This window comes from Corynebacterium sp. 239_CJEI (assembly GCF_001055995.1).
GTDB classification, from domain to species: domain Bacteria; phylum Actinomycetota; class Actinomycetes; order Mycobacteriales; family Mycobacteriaceae; genus Corynebacterium; species Corynebacterium jeikeium_D.
Genome location: NZ_JVOW01000036.1, coordinates 1 through 18,153 on the forward strand (window position 1 = coordinate 1; position 18,153 = coordinate 18,153).

The 18,153-nt window shown below is 58.4% G+C and carries 15 protein-coding genes, 5 tRNA genes, 1 pseudogene and 2 riboswitches; of the genes and pseudogenes, 8 read left to right on the forward strand and 13 right to left on the reverse strand.

Going from position 1 to position 18,153, the window contains the following annotated elements; translation table 11 throughout:
* Positions 1-393 precede the first annotated feature (393 nt).
* A complete protein-coding gene (murA, locus tag ADB08_RS10860) occupies positions 394-1,656 on the reverse strand; it encodes a UDP-N-acetylglucosamine 1-carboxyvinyltransferase (RefSeq protein WP_224433880.1) in 1,263 nt (420 codons plus the stop codon).
* Positions 1,657-1,703: 47 nt separating this feature from the next.
* Between murA and ADB08_RS10865 the strand changes: the two genes are divergently transcribed.
* Positions 1,704-2,303, forward strand: a complete 600-nt coding sequence (locus ADB08_RS10865; RefSeq protein WP_049173053.1) for a cob(I)yrinic acid a,c-diamide adenosyltransferase — start codon at positions 1,704-1,706, stop codon at positions 2,301-2,303.
* A 71-nt stretch (positions 2,304-2,374) separates the two neighbouring features.
* Here ADB08_RS10865 and ramA read toward each other — a convergent pair whose 3' ends face one another.
* The 5 genes from ramA to ADB08_RS10890 all read right to left on the reverse strand — a co-directional run bounded on the left by ramA (position 2,375) and on the right by ADB08_RS10890 (position 6,898).
* Positions 2,375-3,211, reverse strand: a complete 837-nt coding sequence (gene ramA, locus ADB08_RS10870; RefSeq protein ID WP_005511953.1) for an acetate metabolism transcriptional regulator RamA — start codon at positions 3,209-3,211, stop codon at positions 2,375-2,377.
* Between the two features lie 461 nt (positions 3,212-3,672).
* Positions 3,673-3,943: riboswitch (cobalamin riboswitch) on the forward strand.
* 195 nt (positions 3,944-4,138) lie between these two features.
* A complete protein-coding gene (locus ADB08_RS10875; RefSeq protein WP_049173055.1) occupies positions 4,139-4,963 on the reverse strand; it encodes an energy-coupling factor ABC transporter ATP-binding protein in 825 nt (274 codons plus the stop codon).
* Between the two features lie 2 nt (positions 4,964-4,965).
* The gene (gene cbiQ / locus ADB08_RS10880; RefSeq protein ID WP_049173057.1) at positions 4,966-5,703 is read right to left on the reverse strand and encodes a cobalt ECF transporter T component CbiQ; all 738 of its coding nucleotides are present in this window, start codon (positions 5,701-5,703) and stop codon (positions 4,966-4,968) included.
* Positions 5,700-6,077, reverse strand: a complete 378-nt coding sequence (locus ADB08_RS10885; protein WP_049173058.1) for an energy-coupling factor ABC transporter substrate-binding protein — start codon at positions 6,075-6,077, stop codon at positions 5,700-5,702. The genes cbiQ and ADB08_RS10885 overlap by 4 nt, the downstream gene beginning before the upstream one ends.
* A 38-nt stretch (positions 6,078-6,115) precedes the next feature.
* A complete protein-coding gene (locus ADB08_RS10890; protein ID WP_049173077.1) occupies positions 6,116-6,898 on the reverse strand; it encodes an energy-coupling factor ABC transporter permease in 783 nt (260 codons plus the stop codon).
* Positions 6,899-6,965: 67 nt separating this feature from the next.
* A riboswitch (cobalamin riboswitch) is annotated at positions 6,966-7,234 on the reverse strand.
* Between the two features lie 303 nt (positions 7,235-7,537).
* Between ADB08_RS10890 and cysK the strand changes: the two genes are divergently transcribed.
* The gene (cysK, locus tag ADB08_RS10895; protein WP_049173059.1) at positions 7,538-8,470 is read left to right on the forward strand and encodes a cysteine synthase A; all 933 of its coding nucleotides are present in this window, start codon (positions 7,538-7,540) and stop codon (positions 8,468-8,470) included.
* A gap of 115 nt (positions 8,471-8,585) precedes the next feature.
* A complete protein-coding gene (epsC, locus tag ADB08_RS10900) occupies positions 8,586-9,179 on the forward strand; it encodes a serine O-acetyltransferase EpsC (protein ID WP_005511963.1) in 594 nt (197 codons plus the stop codon).
* Between the two features lie 100 nt (positions 9,180-9,279).
* Here the strand turns inward: epsC and ADB08_RS10905 are convergent, their stop codons facing one another.
* From ADB08_RS10905 to ADB08_RS10930, 6 genes are all read right to left on the reverse strand, one after another.
* Positions 9,280-9,561, reverse strand: a complete 282-nt coding sequence (locus ADB08_RS10905; protein WP_049173078.1) for a GNAT family N-acetyltransferase — start codon at positions 9,559-9,561, stop codon at positions 9,280-9,282.
* 107 nt (positions 9,562-9,668) lie between these two features.
* Positions 9,669-10,124: a hypothetical protein gene (locus tag ADB08_RS10910; protein ID WP_048733759.1), complete on the reverse strand. Its 456-nt coding sequence runs from the start codon at positions 10,122-10,124 to the stop codon at positions 9,669-9,671.
* Positions 10,125-10,281: 157 nt separating this feature from the next.
* Positions 10,282-10,354, reverse strand: a tRNA-Phe gene (locus ADB08_RS10915).
* Between the two features lie 19 nt (positions 10,355-10,373).
* Positions 10,374-10,450: transfer RNA gene (locus ADB08_RS10920), tRNA-Asp, on the reverse strand.
* Between the two features lie 481 nt (positions 10,451-10,931).
* Positions 10,932-11,005, reverse strand: a tRNA-Asp gene (locus tag ADB08_RS10925).
* 14 nt (positions 11,006-11,019) lie between these two features.
* Positions 11,020-11,095: transfer RNA gene (locus ADB08_RS10930), tRNA-Glu, on the reverse strand.
* Positions 11,096-11,295: 200 nt separating this feature from the next.
* Between ADB08_RS10930 and ADB08_RS10935 the strand changes: the two genes are divergently transcribed.
* Positions 11,296-11,826 carry an NUDIX hydrolase gene (locus ADB08_RS10935; protein WP_016421372.1) on the forward strand — a complete coding sequence of 177 codons (531 nt, stop codon included), beginning with the start codon at positions 11,296-11,298 and terminating at the stop codon, positions 11,824-11,826.
* Between the two features lie 75 nt (positions 11,827-11,901).
* On the opposite strand, the gene ADB08_RS10940 is transcribed toward ADB08_RS10935, so the two are convergent.
* A tRNA-Lys gene (locus ADB08_RS10940) sits at positions 11,902-11,974 on the reverse strand.
* 216 nt (positions 11,975-12,190) lie between these two features.
* Between ADB08_RS10940 and ADB08_RS10945 the strand changes: the two genes are divergently transcribed.
* From ADB08_RS10945 to cydC, 4 genes and pseudogenes are all read left to right on the forward strand, one after another.
* Complete coding sequence (locus ADB08_RS10945; protein ID WP_016421373.1) at positions 12,191-13,780, forward strand: cytochrome ubiquinol oxidase subunit I; 1,590 nt, start codon at positions 12,191-12,193, stop codon at positions 13,778-13,780.
* A gap of 19 nt (positions 13,781-13,799) precedes the next feature.
* Positions 13,800-14,815, forward strand: a pseudogene (gene cydB, locus ADB08_RS10950) (cytochrome d ubiquinol oxidase subunit II).
* Positions 14,816-14,844: 29 nt separating this feature from the next.
* A complete protein-coding gene (locus ADB08_RS10955) occupies positions 14,845-16,395 on the forward strand; it encodes an ABC transporter ATP-binding protein/permease (RefSeq protein WP_080969598.1) in 1,551 nt (516 codons plus the stop codon).
* On the forward strand, positions 16,392-18,131 hold the full coding sequence (gene cydC / locus ADB08_RS10960) for a thiol reductant ABC exporter subunit CydC (protein WP_049173060.1): 1,740 nt from the start codon (positions 16,392-16,394) through the stop codon (positions 18,129-18,131). Before ADB08_RS10955 ends, cydC begins: the two co-directional genes overlap by 4 nt.
* Positions 18,132-18,153: the final 22 nt, after the last annotated feature.

Here is an 18,153-nt window from a genome sequence, read left to right on the forward strand (position 1 = left end):
TTGAGTTCTCACACAACACACACCCACGAAGACAACCACCCCAACCAGGGCAACCACCACATGAGCAGCGAGAGAAAACATTAACAAACAATTAACCAGAAAGTCAAACCAACGACTCCCAGCGGCTAACCGCACGAAAACATTTCCCCCACATCAGCCAACCAAACACATAAACTGCCTAGCCACGCTGACCTCCAGATACATTACACACACCCCACCAAAGACACAAAACCCCAGGTAAAATAGCGAAAACCACCACAAGCCACCACTGGAGAATCACTCCCTACGGTTCTGAAGCATCCAGAACCGAAGACTTGCGATGGTTTTCCGCACCGCGTGTTTAACTAGCACCGTGCGCTTAGCCGTTAGCCATTGACCAGAGGCCAACAATCACTAGCTAACCCGTTCAACCGATGCGCCAAGAGAATTGAGTGTCTCTACGAAGCCCGGGTAACCACGGTCGATGTGATAGACATCGTGCACCTCAGTGACGTCACCTTCTTCAGTACACAGCCCAGCAAGCACTAGTCCCGCTCCGGCGCGAATGTCCGAAGACCACACAGGTGCGGAACTCAGCGTTTCCTTTCCGCGAATCATCACGTGGTGGCCATCGATAGTCGCGTCCGTGCCGAGGCGAATCATCTCGTCGACAAACCGGAAGCGCGATTCAAAAACGTTCTCGGTAAGCACTGACGTCCCTTCGGACACCGCGGACAGAGCAATGGCCATGGGCTGCATGTCCGTCGGAAAGCCTGGGTATGGCAGCGTTTGATAGTTCACACCCTGCGGACGCCCGTCCATACGCACGCGGAAGCCCTGCGGGTAGGTCTCGACCTGAGCGCCTGCGTTCTTCAGTTTTTCCAGAGGAAGGTGCAGGTACTTAGGGTTAATGCCAACGACCGTAATATCGCCGCCGGTCATCGCTGCAGCATAAGCCCAGGTCCCTGCGATAATTCGGTCGCCGACAACCTTGTGCTCAGTCGGGTGCAGCTTCTCTACGCCCTCAACCGTGATGGTGTTAGATCCCGCACCCGAAATCTTGGCGCCCATCTCCACGAGCATCTCGCACAGGTCGACAATTTCGGGCTCACGGGCGGCGTTATCCAGCACAGTCGTACCTTCCGCTAGTACGGCCGCGGTCAGAATATTCTCGGTCGCGCCGACGGACGGGAAGTCCAGCTTGATGTTCGCCCCCTTGAGACGCCCCGCCTCAGCCACCACGCAACCGTGGTGAATATAGGTGCGCGCGCCCAATTTCTCCAGGCCAGCCTGATGCATGTCCAGCGGGCGGGAACCAATAGCGTCACCACCGGGCAGTGCGACAATCGCGTTACGGGTACGCGCCGTCAGCGGCCCGAGCACACAGACCGAAGCGCGGAACTGGCGCACGGCATCGAAATCGGCGTGATGCGAGAGTTCTTCGGGCACCGTGATTTCAATCCGGTCGCCCTCGCGCGTCACGGAGCAGCCGAGCCCTTCGAGGACCTTTTGCATCAATGGCACGTCGTCAATTTCAGGGCAGTTCGTCAGTACTGTCGTGCCCTCGGCGAGAAGCGCCGCACCCATCAGTTTCAGAACCGAGTTCTTCGCCCCGGAAATCTGAACCTGACCATTTAGCGTCGCTCCGCCTTTAACCAGAAATCGCTCATTTCCCACTCCCCCAGCCAACCACATTTCGCAATATCGCGCTTAGGCTTGAAGCTATGAGCGTTCATCTAACTCGCATTTACACTCGCACCGGCGACGACGGCACCACTGGATTATCCGATTTCAGCCGCGTTCCCAAGGATGATTCTCGCCTTATCGCCTACGCCACGTGCGAGGAGGCCAACGCCGCACTCGGCCAGGCGCTCAGTTTCGGCACGCTTGACGACGAAATCTCGGCTGTCATTCGCTACGTGCAGAATGACCTATTTGATGCCGGAGCCGACCTGGCAACACCTATTGAAGAAAACCCGAAGTACCCGCCGTTGCGTATCGAGCCGGATTACATCGAGCGACTCGAGCACTGGTGCGACCAATTCAATGAACAACTGCCGAAACTGGATTCCTTCATCCTCCCGGGAGGCACACCAGCCGCAGCACTGCTACACACAGCTCGGGTGATTACTCGCCGAGCCGAGCGTGCAGCATGGGCTGCCTGCCGCGAATTTCCCGAAACCACCTCAGTCCTACCGGCGAAGTATCTCAATCGCCTGTCTGACCTGTTGTTTATTCTTTCGAGAGTGGCCAATGACGGAAACGACGTTAAGTGGATCCCCGGTGGTGAGCGCGAAGCCCAGCGGCAAGCAGGGGGTAAGTAGCGGAGCAAGTAGCAGAACTGACTACCCCAATACCCGCGGGTTTGGGCGCAAAGGAACCGTCGTCAAGCGGTTTACGGCAGTGCGCCGATGCGACGGGCCGCGTTGACGGCCTCGTAGCGAGTATGGGCGCCCAGCTTGCGCATTACGGAGCGGAGGTAGGACTTAACCGTCTCGGCACCGATGCCCATTTCCTCTGCGGCCTCGACGTTGGTGTGACCGAGGGCGACACAGGCGAGAACATCGAGCTCACGAGCCGACAGCTTGGTGGTCTGCTTGACGCGAACCGGGGTGACCATCTGGTCACAGAGCACCTCGAGTTCCTGGCGCAGCTTCTCGTCATCCACACGGTTAGCGAGCATGCGCAGCTTGGAGTGCGTGGAACGAACCTGCTCCCACTCAGCGCCATTCATGATGCGGCCGCCCTTACCGTTGCCAGAACGATCCATGTTGCGGCAGGCATCGACGACAGCGAGGTCCTGCTCCAGGCAACGGGCGGTCATTGTGACCTCTTCAAGAACCTTGTCCCCCAGGCGCACCGAGGAGTGCACGCCACCGTAGAGCACGCCACGGACAAGACGCGAAACGATCACCGGCACGGCGACCAGCGAGTGCAGGCCTTCGTCACGAATCTTGTCGTCATACTCATGGGTAATAACCTTGGCGCGCAGGTAGTCACTGACACCCACCGGGCGGCGCGTGGCCAACACGCGACCACCGACACCCGCACCCGATTCCACAGTCAGATTCTGCAGGGCCGGAGTACGCAGGCCAACCCAGTTGTTGATCTGCATCTTAGAGTTATCGGTGACTTCCGCATACATTGTGACCGGAATACCAGTCGCATTCTTTAGGGCGACCAAGGACGACTTAATAACCTCATTGTCGTCCAGAATGCGGTGGGGATCCATCTCGCGTCCTCCTGCGTAACGGGCAAATTGCTTCACTGGCACCCACAGAGGCACCATCAGCCTGTGACTTCGCGCCGACTTACACTCCTACGAAATGGCCAACTACCGCTCAGCGGCCACTGACCCTTTCGGGGGCTGTAAACCGTACAAAGTAGATAGTACCCTCCGAACGGGTACACCTGCATTAAGGCATCCGTCACACAATCTTAGGAAACAACTAGGTTTCTCTACAAGTACGTAAAGAAAATACCAGGATAAATCCTGTCATTAGCCCCGCCTCGGCCGAATAAATACAAGGCAGGGGGTAGCTATTTTTCCGCTAACAAACTGCGTGAATGTTAATAACAGAGGGTAATGAACGGCGTTTTACCCCCAATGCGGACATTTTCGAAAAAGACCTTCGCTTATTTTGCATCGTGCGCTATTGTCATACATGCAACAGGTTTTGTTGAGCTCCACTTTCAATGCTACGTCCTCCACGTGGTTGTCCGAAGGTGGTGCACAGCAAACGCAAGAGGGAATCCGGTGCAATTCCGGAACTGTCCCGCAGCGGTAATCTGGAACAAAATTCGCCAACGGCACTGAGGTTATTTCAACCTTGGGAAGCGGCGAAAAGTAGGAAAATTGATAATAAGGATCTGCACGTAAGCATTGAAGCTTGCGGCAGTCGTCATCCCCTTATTGTCGGTCACGCCAGAAAGTCCGAATACCTGCCTGATGCGCCGAGGGCACTGCAAAGTGTCACGGCCACGGAGATCGCCCGCGGACAGGTGTGACGTGAAATGGAAGCGAAGAAATGCGACAGCTTCGCCTATATTTCTAGGCCTATTTTCATAGGCATTACGCCCTGCCCGCGGGCGTTTTTCTCATTTTTAGCGCGGTTTAGCTGCACATATCGATGAGCTATTCACCAACCAAGCCACTCGCCTAAACATCCTCTGGATGGCACACATCTCGCCCAATCGCCTTGGAGACCACGGGCGCCCAGGGCAAAGCCAGTCGAGCATGTTCGACCAACCGTCGATCGGCCAAAATTTCTTCCTTGGCGCCGACGCGCAGTTTGCCGTCGGCAAGCACCGCTGCCCTATCGGCGAAATTCCACGCGAAGTCGATGTCGTGCGTGGCGACGACGACGGCAGTGCTCTGATCGCGCAATTGATTGAGCGTGTGTGCAAGCTTTCGGGTCGCCTGCGGATCGAGGCCGGCGGAGGGTTCGTCGAGAAGCAACACACGTGGGTGCATCGCCAGCGCGCCTGCGAGAGCGACGCGCTTGCGCTGACCATAGGAAAGCTGGTGCGGAACGCGTTCGGCGAGATCGGTGATTTCGGCGGTACCTAGGGCCTCCCGGACGCGCCGCTCGACTTCCTCGTTCTTAAGCCCCAGGTTGACGGGACCGAAAGAGACGTCTGCAAACACGCTAGCCGCGAAGATTTGCTCATCCGGATCCTGCGTGACCATCTGTACTGAGCGGCGGACCGTATTGCGGCCGTGCCGGGAGTACTTGTAGGCGGTGCCGTCAAGGCGAACCTCACCACTATTGGGCTTAGACGCTCCCGCGAGCATACGCAACAGCGTGGACTTGCCAGAACCGTTTGCCCCCAACAGCGCTAGGCGCTCGCCACCCGAAATTGCCAGATCCACGCCTTTCAGAACGTGGGTTTCGTCGTAAGCGTATGCAACTGCAGCCGCTTCGACAATGACACCGTTGGCACCATGTACGTGATCAGCGCGATTTTTCCTGCTGATCGACATCCCTATACACCCCATTTCAGCAGCGCCCAGGCCGCAATCAACGACAAAAGTAAGGCACTGGATACCGCGAGGAATTTCGGCTGCCTCGGCCGCGAAATCACCAGTACTTTCATTGCGCTCGGATTGGCGCGCAGCTCAATTCCCTCTTGCATCTTGCGGGCTCGAGTAAAAGCGATGACAAAGAGGCTGGCGGACTGCGCCGCGACATCCCGGATCATCGCTCGGCGCGTGGAGTGCCCAAGACGTCGTGCTTGAGCCTCTGTCATTGAGCGCGCGGAGTGAATCAGCACGCCAGTCATCCGATAAATCACCTCGGCGAGGTAAGTCAGGTACCGAGGCATGCCGTGCTTGTCGAGCCAGGCAATGAGCTCCGAAATCGGAGTGGTCAGCGCAAAGACCATCGTGCAGCTGATACCCGCAAACGAACGCATCACAACCTGCGTCATTCGCTGCGGGCCATCCGGCGACCACGCGAGACCGTCGGGAGTAAGCGCTACCAAAAGCGGAAACGCGCCGACGAGCACAAAAGCCGCCGGTGCCAGCACCATTGCCACATACAGCTTGCGGGGCACCCGGGCTATGTACGCAATAGACCAAGCAATGACCGCAATGACCGGCGCAAAGGGAATTGGCGGTAGCGCAACCGCCAGAATCAGCAGCCCACCGAGCAGCAGAATCTTTTCACCCACGTTGCGGCGTGCCCAAGCGCTGCGCGCCGCTGCAGCTTCTAGCGCATTCACTGCTCTTTCTCGCGCTTGTCCGAACGCGCAGCAGCCTTCCCTCGGTAGAAGCCAATAACGTAGAACAGGACGCCAGCACCGATAACGGCCTGGAGCGCGAACAGCCCCGACTCGACCTCACCCGGCAGCTCGCCGACGAGTGGCTCGAACCACGGCTCGTAGTTCGGGTCGATTTCCTGAATTGTCTCCGTAGCGGTGGCATCAGTGCCGGCGAACGGCTCCTCGGCGTCGTCGTCCCCGTAGTTGAAGAACAGCGGGAACATGGCAATTACGACTACCAGGACAATGAGACCGACGCTGACCCACACGGAGTTCTTCTTCGGCTGGCTAGCTGCCTGTGCGTCGACAATCTGCGCGTTGTTTTTTGCATTCATAATCGTGCTCTCTTTCGCTTCTTTTCGCTTGACGACGGCTACTGCTTCTGGCCGGATACGGATGCAGCTGAAGCATTCTGCGAAGTGGCAGACCCTGCAACAGCGTTGGTAGTGGTGTCTGCAGCTTTCGCCTCCAGCGCCGGTGCTGGCGCATCGCCGAAGCGGGACAGGAAGCCGAAATCGAGGAGCTCAGTGTGTGCTACTGCCAGCAGGGTGCGCATGAGAATGACGGTGACCAGAGCCTCGATGATTGCCAGCGGAATTTGCGTGATAGCGAACAGGCCGAGGAATGTAGCCAGCGCGCCGCCAACACCGCCCGGGTTTGCCGGGTGCGCAAGAGCGAGCTGCATGGAGGTCACGACGTAGGTGGAGAGGTCAGCGAAGAACGCTGCCATAAACACACCTGGCAGCAGGCCTCCACCGAGCTTTCGAGTCAATACGTAGAAGGCGTAGCCGACCCACGGGCCGACGATTGCCATGGAGAAGATGTTCGCACCGAGCGTCGTAATGCCGCCGTGAGCGAGCAAGATTGCTTGGAAGAGCAACACGATGGAGCCAAGCAGCGCCATCACCGGAGGTTTGAAGATTACAGCACCAAAACCTGTACCTGTCGGGTGCGAAGTGGAACCCGTCACAGATGGAATCTTGATTGCGGAGAGCACGAAGGTAAACGCACCAGCAGCACCGAGCAGCATGCCGCTACCGGGATGTTCTTTCATAGTGCGCTTGACTTGAATTGCGCCGTGAATGACAAAGGGAGCGGCAGCTACACCCCACCCAATGCAATGAGTGACTGGGAGAAATCCCTCAGCAATATGCATGATGTAAATCATCTTTCTACGGCGCTATTCACCTCGACAGCACCGCTCGACCGCCAATCCGCGGACGCGAATTGGATGATTTACAGTCGGTCTCCTGGCTGATGGGCTGAGGAAAGCTTCACACTTCTATTAATGCCTCGCCTCCTTCCCCAAAGGTTTGAGTCCCTCTGAGTGGCTTCGACGAAGCACCGCAATCGCTGAGTCCATTGTCTGCGTTTTTCGGTTATCACATATAACCGCTGTGCAGATAAGGGCCGCAATCGCACCCAATCACAGTGGCGAGGGCCGCTGCCTATTCACAAGGCATTCCCGTGCACTGTAAATCACGTCTCAGAATAGTGGATTCTAAGAAACTTTAATGCTCTTTACCCTCACAATGGAGGTAAGGACGAGCGAGGCAATGAGACAGCGTTAACGTGGCAATAGCAGGGGCATTGCGAAAATAGCGGTGCGACTGCGACGGCGCCGGCCGCGGCGACTATGACGGTGGCGGCACCGGAACTGACAGCTTCCACTTCCCTACGCAAGCCATAAAATAGACGAACTGGTCTGTACTAATTGCAGGATCAGGCGTACACTACGGCTACACGCGAAAACTCATTAGGAAGTCCTCTGTGATTTCCGGAATGGATAAGATTAATGACTATTTATAACGATGTCACTGAACTGATCGGCAACACCCCGCTGGTTAAGCTCAACCGTGTTACCGAGGGCCTGCCGGGCAACGTGATTGCCAAGCTGGAGTTTTACAACCCTGCCAACTCGGTCAAGGACCGCATCGGCAACGCAATTATCGATGCCGCCGAGCGCTCTGGCGAGCTCAAGCCGGGCGGAACCATCGTCGAGGGTACCTCGGGCAACACCGGTATCGCGCTGGCAATGGTCGGCGCAGCCCGCGGTTACAAGGTCATTCTCACTATGCCGGACACCATGAGCCAGGAGCGCCGCGTCGTTCTGCGCGCATTTGGCGCTGAGCTTGTACTCACCCCGGGCGCGGATGGCATGCGCGGCGCTGTCGATAAGGCCAACGAAATCGTGGCTAACACCGACAATGCAATCCTGGCTTCCCAGTTCGCCAACCCGGCCAACCCGGCTATCCACGAGGCAACCACTGGTGAAGAAATCTGGGAAGCTACCGACGGCAAGGTTGATTACTTCGTGGCTGGTGTCGGCACCGGCGGCACCATTACCGGTGCTGGTCGCACGCTGAAGAAGCACAACTCGGACATCAAGCTGGTTGCCGTTGAGCCGAAGGCCTCCCCGCTGCTGACCGAGGGCACCGCCGGCCCGCACAAGATTCAGGGTCTGGGCGCAAACTTCGTCCCAGAGGTTCTCGATCAGGAGCTTCTCGACGAGATCATTGCGGTTACCAACGAGGACGCTATTGAGGTCTCCCGCAAGGTCGCTGCAGCCGAGGGCATCCTCGGCGGCATTTCTGCCGGTGCAAACATCAAGGCTGCTCTCGAGATTGCAGCCCGCCCGGAGTCCGAGGGCAAGAACATCGTCGTGATTGTTCCTGACTTCGGCGAGCGCTACGTCTCCTCCATCCTGTACGAGGATCTGCGCGACTAAAGCCGAGCACTATAAGCGCCCGTAACCTTCTCTGCAGAGCCCGCTAGCTGGCACTTTCCGTCGGCAAGCGGGTTTTTGCATTGCCCACACCTCCGACCAGATAGAATTGACGCCCATGAGTGACTTTTTCCGAATCCTCAAAGAGGATCTGGACAATGCCCGTGCGCATGACCCAGCTGCGCGCAGTGATGTAGAAAATGCCATTGTCTACTCCGGCCTACACGCAATCTGGATTCACCGATTCTCGCACCGCCTCTGGAAACGAGGCGGGATTTTCAAGGGCATTGCACGAGTACTCGCACAGTTTTCCCGTTGGCTGACTGGTATTGAGATTCACCCGGGCGCTCAAATTGGCCGAAGGTTCTTCATCGACCACGGTATGGGCATCGTCATTGGCGAAACCGCAGAAATCGGTGACGGCTGCATGCTCTACCACGGCGTGACGCTTGGCGGCCGCTCACTGGAGAAGGTAAAACGCCACCCCACCCTGGAGGACAACGTCACCGTCGGAGCAGGTGCGAAAGTCCTTGGCCCCATCACAATTGGTGCAGGCTCATCAATCGGCGCCAACTCCGTGGTCACCCACAGCTGCCCACCCGATTCCATCGTGATAGGAATTCCGGGCCGCGTACGCCCTGCCAAGCCCGAAGAGCACAAGCCGTTGTGCGATCCGGCGGTGTACGTCCAGGGTGACGGAGACTTCATCTAGCCCCGCCCTAAAACTAGCTCTACATACAAAAGCCGACCGGCTGCTCTTCCTATCGTGAGCAGCCGGCCGGCTTCTTTGTGCGTTCTTCGCCCTTCAGCGACTAGTCAGCCAGTAGATCCTGGTAGTCCGGGTTTTTCTCCACGAAGTTGGCAACAGCGGAGCAGCTGGTGCGAATCTTTCGGTTGTTCTTCCGAACATCATCCAGCGCGCCTGCGATAAGCGGCTTGGACAGGCCTTGTCCACGGAATTTGCCATCTACAACCGTGTGGTCAAAGTCCAGGGCACCTTCCACCGGGGTGTAAGCGGCAAAGCCGGCCTCTTCTCCCTCTACGGTGAGAACGTAGCGCTGACCGGCCTCATCATGCGAAATAGTGTGTGCCATTTTCGGAATCACTTCCCTCTCATGGTTGTGAAGCGTCGTCATTGCAAACGACTCTTAGGATGTAACCCAGATAACAGCTCTCGCTTCGGATTAATTCCGAATTCTGGTTAATTCTGCACTAGCGGGGGTTCGCCCGGGTGCTCGTCGGCACGCCCGACAGCGACACGGCACGGGACATCGCCCTTCGCGACCTTGGTCGCAGCCTCCCCCTCTGCCCACCCCGGGCTGACGGCCTCAGCGAGCGGGCCTGCCAGGTCCGCCATTTCGCAGTGAGACAGCCCCGGAGCCACCACACTGATGCGGTAACGCTTCCGATCCCCCGGATCCATGCCCGGGTTGGCCTCCGCCCACAAATCAGCGAGAGAGGAAGTGCGCCCCACATCGGGCATGACATCCTCGTAGACGTTGACTTCCTGATCCGGAATCAGTTCCGCGAGCACCCCACGAACCTTCTCAGCAGCCGATTGGCTGCCCTCAGCATCCGTGTAGACGAAGATGCGCACGACCCACGGCAGCGTCTTATCGTCGGACAGCGTTCCTGCTGAGGCGAATTCCTTACTCATGCACAACATCCTATCCGCTAGGGTGTGTACGCGGTTTATTTTCCCCCACTTTAAGGTTTTCGCACGGCTCGATGCACTGTGCTTTACGACGATCCCCGCGACAAACACCTGGTAAAACAAAGAATCCCCAGCCCGTTTCCGGACTGGGGATTAATTGTGGCCAGAAGCGGGATCGAACCGCTGACCTTCCACTTTTCAGGCGGACGCTCTACCGACTGAGCTATCTGGCCAGACTTGAAATTAATCAAGTGGCGACCCTGACGGGACTTGAACCCGCGACCTCCGCCGTGACAGGGCGGCGCGCTAACCAACTGCGCCACAGGGCCTTAAATGCCGTGCTCAACTTTCTGGATTACCAGCGCTGTGCACGAGTTGTTACTCTACAGAACAGCGTTGAACATAAGCAAATCGCCAGTTCATGGCGGATATTTTAAGTTGAAAACTGACATCCAGCCCCGGGTCTCGGGACAACCTAGACTGTGGCAAAAGCTCTCCCCACCAAACCCGGGTAAAGCCCCCCTCTCCCCCAGTGACACCGATGCGAGTTACTGACTACGTTTATGACTGGCGGCGTTGGGGCGATGCAAGTTACTGACTACGTTTATGACAAAAATGGCTCGAAAAATGGCCTGAAAGTGTCATAAACTCATACAGTTTCACATTTGCAGCCCGTAGTTTTTGGCTTCTCACCAGTCACCATCTTGAGAATCAGACACACTTTTTGTCCATTACCCACGCCGACGCCCAGCGCACCACTAACCAAAAGCAAAAAACGCCAGCTCCAACCGGAACTGGCGTTTAGAATTGCGACCCTGACGGGACTTGAACCCGCGACCTCCGCCGTGACAGGGCGGCGCGCTAACCAACTGCGCCACAGGGCCATCATGATTTTTAGTGGTACTCCCAACGGGATTCGAACCCGTGTTGCCGCCGTGAAAGGGCGGAGTCCTAGGCCTCTAGACGATGGGAGCCCGACTTAACGCTGCAAAGAGTTGGCCACTCAATGGCATATTCCGCGTACATCTGCAGTGTATGAACATTGCAATTGCGCGCGCTCTTGGCAACGTAAAGAACTATAGAGGATAAGTACCCTTTTCCCAAAATCCACGGTTGAACTGGAGTTTCTTACTATTTCCGCGGACGCTACTAGTACTCAGATAAGCTCGCAATTATGGCAATTCCGGATTTCATTGTTCAGCTCCGCGAAAAAGTGGGCCACGCTCCGCTCTGGCTCCCCGGTGTCACGGCTATCGTCATTCGCGATGTTCCGCCGAATGCACCAATGTACGCCTTGCCCGAGGTCTTGCTGGTTCGTCGCTCCGATAATGGTGAATGGACCCCAGTCACCGGAATTATCGACCCGGACGAGCAGCCTCACGACGCCGCCGTGCGAGAGGTAAAGGAAGAAACGGGACTCGATGTCACAGTTGAGGCCCTGCTTGGAACTGGCGCCGTTGGCCCTATCGAACACCTCAACGGCGATGTTGCCTCATATCTGGATATCTCCATGCGCTGCAGTGTTGTTGGCGACGACGTCCCCTATGTCGCTGATGATGAATCCACTGATGTCGGATGGTTCCAGATCTCACAGATGCCACCGATGAAGCCACGCTTCCGCTTGATAGTCGCCGATGCAGTGGCGCAGCTCAAGCACCCGGCGGGCTTCAAGCCACGGATGGGCTACCACAAGCGGGAGAAGTAGGTGCCACAGAGGGCAAATACAGGCAAGATACGACAAAACCCCAGGCCGTTGATGACCTGGGGTTTTTCGTGCTTGTGGGCCCTGCGGGGCTCGAACCCGCGACCTGCGGATTAAAAGTCCGTAGCTCTACCAGCTGAGCTAAAGGCCCGCGCAACAAAATAGCCTAGCAATTACGCGCTTGTTTTTAATAATTGCCCTCCGGAGTTTTGCCCTGCCCGCGTCGATAAGTTCACGCCCCGGAACTTTTTACCCCTCCTGTCCGACTGAATTAATAAGCAGGAATACTGCGGACACTTGATGCAGGCTTCGACAAATCCGTCGGAGTACACGCATCGTTTATGTCTACTTTTTCAGTCGAGGAAACATGGATGTCGTCGATATATCTCGTTGGCAATTTGGCATAACCACCGTCTACCACTTCATTTTTGTCCCGCTGACAATTGGTCTAGCTCCGCTCGTCGCGCTCATGCAGACACTGTGGGCCACGACGAAAAATGACCTCTGGTACCGAGCGACACGATTTTTCGGCACCATCTTCATTATTAACTTCGCCATGGGCGTAGCCACGGGTATCGTCCAGGAATTCCAGTTCGGTATGAACTGGTCGGAGTACTCCCGCATGATCGGTGATGTCTTCGGCGGCCCGCTGGCTCTTGAAGGACTCATCGCGTTCTTCCTGGAATCCACCTTCCTGGGCCTATGGATTTTCGGCTGGGGGCGTATCCCCACCTGGATGCACACGCTCTCGATTTGGATTGTCGCTATTGCGGTGAATATCTCGGCGTATTTCATCATCGTCGCCAATTCGTTCATGCAGCATCCTGTAGGCGCGGTCTACAACCCGGAAACCGGCCGCGCAGAGCTTACAGACTTTGGCGCACTGTTGACCAACTCCACTGCCTTGGCAGCTTTCCCGCATGCCGTGGCCAGCTCTTTCCTTACCGCCGGCACGCTCGTTGTCGGCGTCAGTGGCTGGTGGCTGGTTCAGAGCCGCCGCGGTGGCCAGAGCAATACTGTTCACGAACGGACGTTTCACAAGTCCATGAAGGTCGGGCTCTGGACAACTGTGCTCAGCTCGCTGGCGGTGTTTATCACCGGCGATATCCAGGCCAAGCTTATGTTCGAGCAGCAGCCGATGAAGATGGCATCGGCCGAGTCCCTGTGCCACACGCAGACAGATCCAATGTTCTCGATTCTGACCGTCGGTACGCACAACAATTGCGACTCGGTGCTGCATCTCATCGAGGTGCCATGGGTGCTGCCTTTCCTGGCCGAGGGCAAGTTCAGTGGCGTCACGCTCCAGGGCGTGCAGGACCTGCAAGAAAAAGCTGAGGCGGTCTTCGGCCCAGGCAATTACTCTCCGAATCTGTTCGTCACATACTGGTCTTTCCGCGCCATGATTGGGCTCATGGTCGGTTCTCTGGCTATCGCGTTTTTCGCTTGGCTATTTACTCGCAAGGGGCGCGTGCCGACGGGCAAGCGAGCCCGCATTTTCGCCGCTTGCAGTATCCTCGCGATTCCGTTCCCGTTCTTGGCCAGCAGCGCTGGCTGGATCTTTACGGAGATGGGCCGTCAGCCCTGGATTGTGCACCCGAACCCGGATCACGCGGGCGACCCGCGCACCGAGCTGATTCGCATGACCGTCGATATGGGTGTGTCCGACCACGCACCGGCCACGGTGATTATCACCCTGGTGGGCTTTACCCTGCTCTACCTGATTTTGGCAGTGGTGTGGTTCTGGTTGATTCGCCGCGCAGTTATTGCCGGACCTCCGACCGAATCCGCTGAGGCTATCAACGCCATCGGCAATGACCCCGAGCACGCTGGCCCGTCGTCACCAATCGCTACCAATCTGGGCGCGATCATCTCGTCTCCGGTTCGATTCAACAAGGTCCATGCCCAGTCCGCTGCCAGCCCCGACTCCGAAGTCTCCGCGACTGAGGACACAAAGTAGATAAGGATGTATCTCTGACATGTTCGGATTAGATCTTCCCGTTTTGTGGTTTGTCCTGATCGCGTTCCTGTTCGCCGGCTACTTCCTTCTCGAGGGCTTTGACTTCGGCGTCGGAATGCTGCTGCCGTTCGTTGGCCGCGATGAACCGCGTCGTAAAGCGATGCTCGGAACTATCGGGCCGGTATGGGACGGCAACGAAGTGTGGCTAATTACCGCTGGCGGCGCGCTCTTCGCGGCGTTTCCGGAATGGTATGCGTCTATGTTTTCCGGCTTCTACCTGCCGCTCTTCCTGATTCTGGTGGCGTTGATTGTCCGTATCGTCGGGCTGGAATGGCGCTTCAAAGTCAACGATGAGCACTGGCGCGCCTGGTGCGACCGCGCGATTATCTTCGGCTCCTGGCTGCCTCCAATTCTGTGGGGCGTAGCGGTCGCGAACCTGGTGCGCGGTGTCCCGCTGAATGCCGACAAGAACTTGGACTCCGGCTTTAGTACCCTGCTCGGGTTGCTGAACCCGTACACCCTGGTCGGCGGGATTGCGTTTGCGGCTGTGTTCGCTCTTCACGCAGTTACGTTCCTGCGGCTGAAGACCGCCGGCAAGCTACGCGACGAGGTCGGCAACGCCGCTCGAATTCCGGCACTGTCGGCGCTGATATTTGGCGGCGTGTTCCTCATCTGGACACAGCTGGGCTACGGAAAGACCTGGCTGTGGGCTGTTGTCGTCATCGCCGTCGCGGGGTTGGTCATTGCCATCTCCGCAACCGTAGGCAACCGCGATGGCATCGCTTTTCCGCAACCGCCGTCACCGTGACTGCCGTCACCACCGTTGTCTTCGGCGCCATGTACCCGTACCTGATGCCGACGACGCTTGCCGACGGAGTCTCCCTCGATATCTGGAATTCCGCCTCTAACCCCTACACGCTGAAAATCATGACCTGGACCGCGCTGGTGATTACCCCACTGGTGATTGCCTACCAGGCGTGGACATACTGGGTATTCCGCAAGCGGTTGATGGCTGAACGTAAGGTCTCACAGTAGACCGTCCGTTGGAGGTTAGTTTCTAAAAAGTGGCACCTGTCGATCCGAAACTATTCAAGCTGTCGGCCCCAGCCTGGCGTTGGGTCATTTTCGCGGGCGCACTGACCGCCGCGAGCACAGGTGCCACAATCGCGTTGGGGCTGGCAATCGGCACTATTACGGCGCAGGTTCTGGGTGAGGCAACTCCTAATTGGACATTATTCGCGCTGATAGCCACGGCCGCTGTACTCGTTCGGGTGGCCTGCTCCTACGCGCTCGTGCGTTTCGGCCAATCTGCGGGTGCACGCGTGGCCACAGACCTGCGCAGCCGGGCACTGCGAGCCCTGGCTCTGCGCGATCCTCGCACTGTCGACACCGCGCACTGGCGCGCATTGCTTTCGGTCGGGCTCGATGGTGTGGCCGTCTACGTGGCGGAATTCCTCCCCGCACTGGTGGCCGCAGCGCTGGCTACCCCGATGGCACTGGTCGCAGTCGCATGGTTGGACCTCCCATCGGTTGCCATCGCGGTTGTCACGCTGCCACTCATTCCACTGTTCATGTGGCTGGTAGGTCGCCTCACTGAGGGCCGCACAGAACGCCGTCTGGCCGACATCGGCACGGTGCGTGGTCAGATTCTCGACCTGGTCATCGGCCTGCCAACGCTCAAAGCGCACAACATGGCCGACACCCCCAGCGAGGAAATCAAGCGCCTGTCGACCCGCCACCGGAAATCCACCATGGAGGTCCTGCGCATCGCTTTCCTATCCGCGTCGGTCCTGGAATTCCTCACCACCCTGTCAATCGCCCTCATCGCCGTCGGCATCGGTTTCCGACTTCTGGGAGGCCACATGACGCTGGCAACCGGCCTGGCAGTGCTCATCATCGCCCCAGAAATCTATGGCCCGGTGCGCCAGGTTGGCCAGAAATTCCACGCCGCCCAGGACGGTGTGGTCGCTGCCACCGAAGTCACGGAACTGTTAGACAAGGACGCTGGCCAGACTCCAAACTCCACAGACACCACCTCTGAAACTGTGGAAGAGGTGGCCGAAGGAACGTCGTCAAGCAGTGTCCACAGCGCCCCCACGGTCGTGTTCGAACGCCTTTCCGCGCCGGGGCGAGACGGCGTGCGGCCAAGTGAATTAAGCGCCATCGCGCAGCCAGGCACAGTGACGGTGCTGGCGGGGCCGAACGGCGTGGGCAAGACGACAGCGCTGCTTGCGGTCGCCGGCATCGTGCACGAGGGGTTGGAAGGCTCCGTAACTATTCGCGACGGCCAGCGCATTCTCCGTGACCAGGATCTGCTGCGGCGCATCGCGTGGCTGCCCCAGCGCCCAGTGTTGGACGCAGCGACGGTGGGAGACAATTCGCGGCGCTCGCTCGGGCAACGTCAGCGGGAGGCGCTTCGGCGCGAGCTTGCCGACGACACCCGCGACCTCGTCCTCCTCGATGAACCGACAGCTCACCTGGATACCGACAGTGCGCAGTCCGTGATTAGGCTCCTGCACGCACGTGCCCGGCGCGGAGCCACAGTGATTGCCACCAGCCATGATCCGCTGTTGATTGCGGCCGCCGACGGCGTGGTGGAGGTGCAGTCGCGATGACTACTCTGCAAGCGCTTCGTCGCCTGGTGAAACCCCGCGACCTGGTTTGGCCGGTGTTGGCGGGCACCATCACGCTGCTGTCCGCGCTGAGTCTGACCGTGGTGTCGGCGTGGCTGATTACGCGTTCTTGGCAGATGCCACCGCTGATGGACATCACCTTGGCGGTGACGTCTGTGCGCGCGCTGGGTATTTCGCGAGCTGCGTTTCGATACCTCGACCGGTTGGTCTCCCACGATGTGGCGTTGCGCACCGCCGAGCGCTCGCGCGTGAAGCTATGGGAGCATTTCGTGGCCGACCGTACGCTGGCGCTGCGTGAGCGTTCCGATATTGTCACAGCGCTTGGGGCGAATATTGACGCACTTGCCGATGCCGTCGTGCGATCAATAGTGCCCGCATTGGTGGCGCTGATGACCTCTCTCATCGCCGTCATTTTTGTGGCTCTACTCTCGCCTGCCGCTACGGTTCTCCTGGCGGTGGGACTGCTTCTGGCCGGCGGTGTTGCTCCTTACCTGACGTATCGCACCACTGCGCGCTCAAGTCAGCGTCGCGCGGCCGCGCTTCAGTCGCATGCCGCTGCCGTCGAAGCGCTGCTTTCCGACGCCGCCGGCCTGCGTATCCACGGCCAGTTGGATGAGGCAGTCTCTGCCGCGTCATCCTCCAGCAAAACGGTTGCGGCCATCGATGACGCCGCAGGTCGAGCAAATGCCCGCGCCTCCGCACTGAGCACCGCGGCTAGCGTGTTGACCGCTGTCCTGACCGTGGTCGTAGCGTCGTGGTTAGTGACGGATTCGGCCGGGGGCGCTGGAGGCGGTTTACTGCACTCCCCCGAGTGGCTGACAGTTCTGGTTCTGGTGCCGCTAGCTGCTTTTGAAGCGGTTGGTCCGCTGCCAGCTGCTGCGCAAACACTGGCGCAATCGAGGGAAGCCTTGCTGACGCTTGCGTCGAATGCGGGCGAATCAGAGGAAGCGGATGTCATGCGCTCGTCCCCAGCCCCCACAGCGCCAATTCACACGTCCACGCTCCCTCAGAACCACCTGGCAGTTCGGCCAACTCTGCAGGTTCAAGACTTGATCGTGGGCTACCCCGACGACAACAGTTCGAATACTGCGGAAGAGCCCGCTGCCCAGCCAGCTCAACTGCCGATGCAAAACTTCGAGGTCACCTTTGGCGACTACCGGGAGATCACGGCGCCGTCGGGAAGCGGAAAGACCACGCTGCTGAAGACAATCGCCGGACTAATCCCGCCGGTTGCGGGCACGGTGACTATCACTGACGGAGACGGACGTGAGCTGTGGCGCAGTGCGGCAAGTGCCGGAGAGCCCCACGTAAACACGGAGCAGTGCGACTTGGTGCGTTTTATCGCCGAGGATGAGCACATTTTCGCCACGACGGTGCGGGACAACATCTCTATTGGTAACCCGCAGGTCAGCGACGATGACATCTACTCCGTACTGGACGCCGTGGGCCTGCGCAATTGGGTCGATGCCGCACCCGACGGCCTGGACACGATTCTGGACAGCGGCGCGGACAGTCTCTCGGGTGGTCAGCGGCGCAGGCTCATTCTCACCCGTGCGCTTGTCAGCACAGCGCCAATCCTGCTTCTCGACGAACCCACCGAACACCTCGACGAAGAGTCGAACCACATCCTGGAAATTCTCCGCAATACCACCGACCTGCCCGGTGGGAGGGGTCGCCGAACGGTGATCGTCGTCAGGCATCCGCGGACGCAGCGCTAACCGGGGCGATCCGATCCGCCAG

Excerpts from the sequence above, each read along its gene's own strand:
- ADB08_RS10910 (WP_048733759.1), bottom strand. The coding sequence starts at position 10,124 with ATGAGTAAGGAATTCGCCTCAGCAGGAACGCTGTCCGACGATAAGACG.
- ADB08_RS10890 (WP_049173077.1), bottom strand. The coding sequence starts at position 6,898 with ATGCATATTGCTGAGGGATTTCTCCCAGTCACTCATTGCATTGGGTGG.
- ramA (WP_005511953.1), bottom strand. The coding sequence starts at position 3,211 with ATGGATCCCCACCGCATTCTGGACGACAATGAGGTTATTAAGTCGTCC.
- ADB08_RS10905 (WP_049173078.1), bottom strand. The coding sequence starts at position 9,561 with ATGGCACACACTATTTCGCATGATGAGGCCGGTCAGCGCTACGTTCTC.
- ADB08_RS10865 (WP_049173053.1), top strand. The coding sequence starts at position 1,704 with ATGAGCGTTCATCTAACTCGCATTTACACTCGCACCGGCGACGACGGC.
- ADB08_RS10885 (WP_049173058.1), bottom strand. The coding sequence starts at position 6,077 with ATGAATGCAAAAAACAACGCGCAGATTGTCGACGCACAGGCAGCTAGC.
- ADB08_RS10945 (WP_016421373.1), top strand. The coding sequence starts at position 12,191 with ATGGATGTCGTCGATATATCTCGTTGGCAATTTGGCATAACCACCGTC.
- cydC (WP_049173060.1), top strand. The coding sequence starts at position 16,392 with ATGACTACTCTGCAAGCGCTTCGTCGCCTGGTGAAACCCCGCGACCTG.
- epsC (WP_005511963.1), top strand. The coding sequence starts at position 8,586 with ATGAGTGACTTTTTCCGAATCCTCAAAGAGGATCTGGACAATGCCCGT.
- ADB08_RS10935 (WP_016421372.1), top strand. The coding sequence starts at position 11,296 with ATGGCAATTCCGGATTTCATTGTTCAGCTCCGCGAAAAAGTGGGCCAC.
- cysK (WP_049173059.1), top strand. The coding sequence starts at position 7,538 with ATGACTATTTATAACGATGTCACTGAACTGATCGGCAACACCCCGCTG.
- ADB08_RS10875 (WP_049173055.1), bottom strand. The coding sequence starts at position 4,963 with ATGTCGATCAGCAGGAAAAATCGCGCTGATCACGTACATGGTGCCAAC.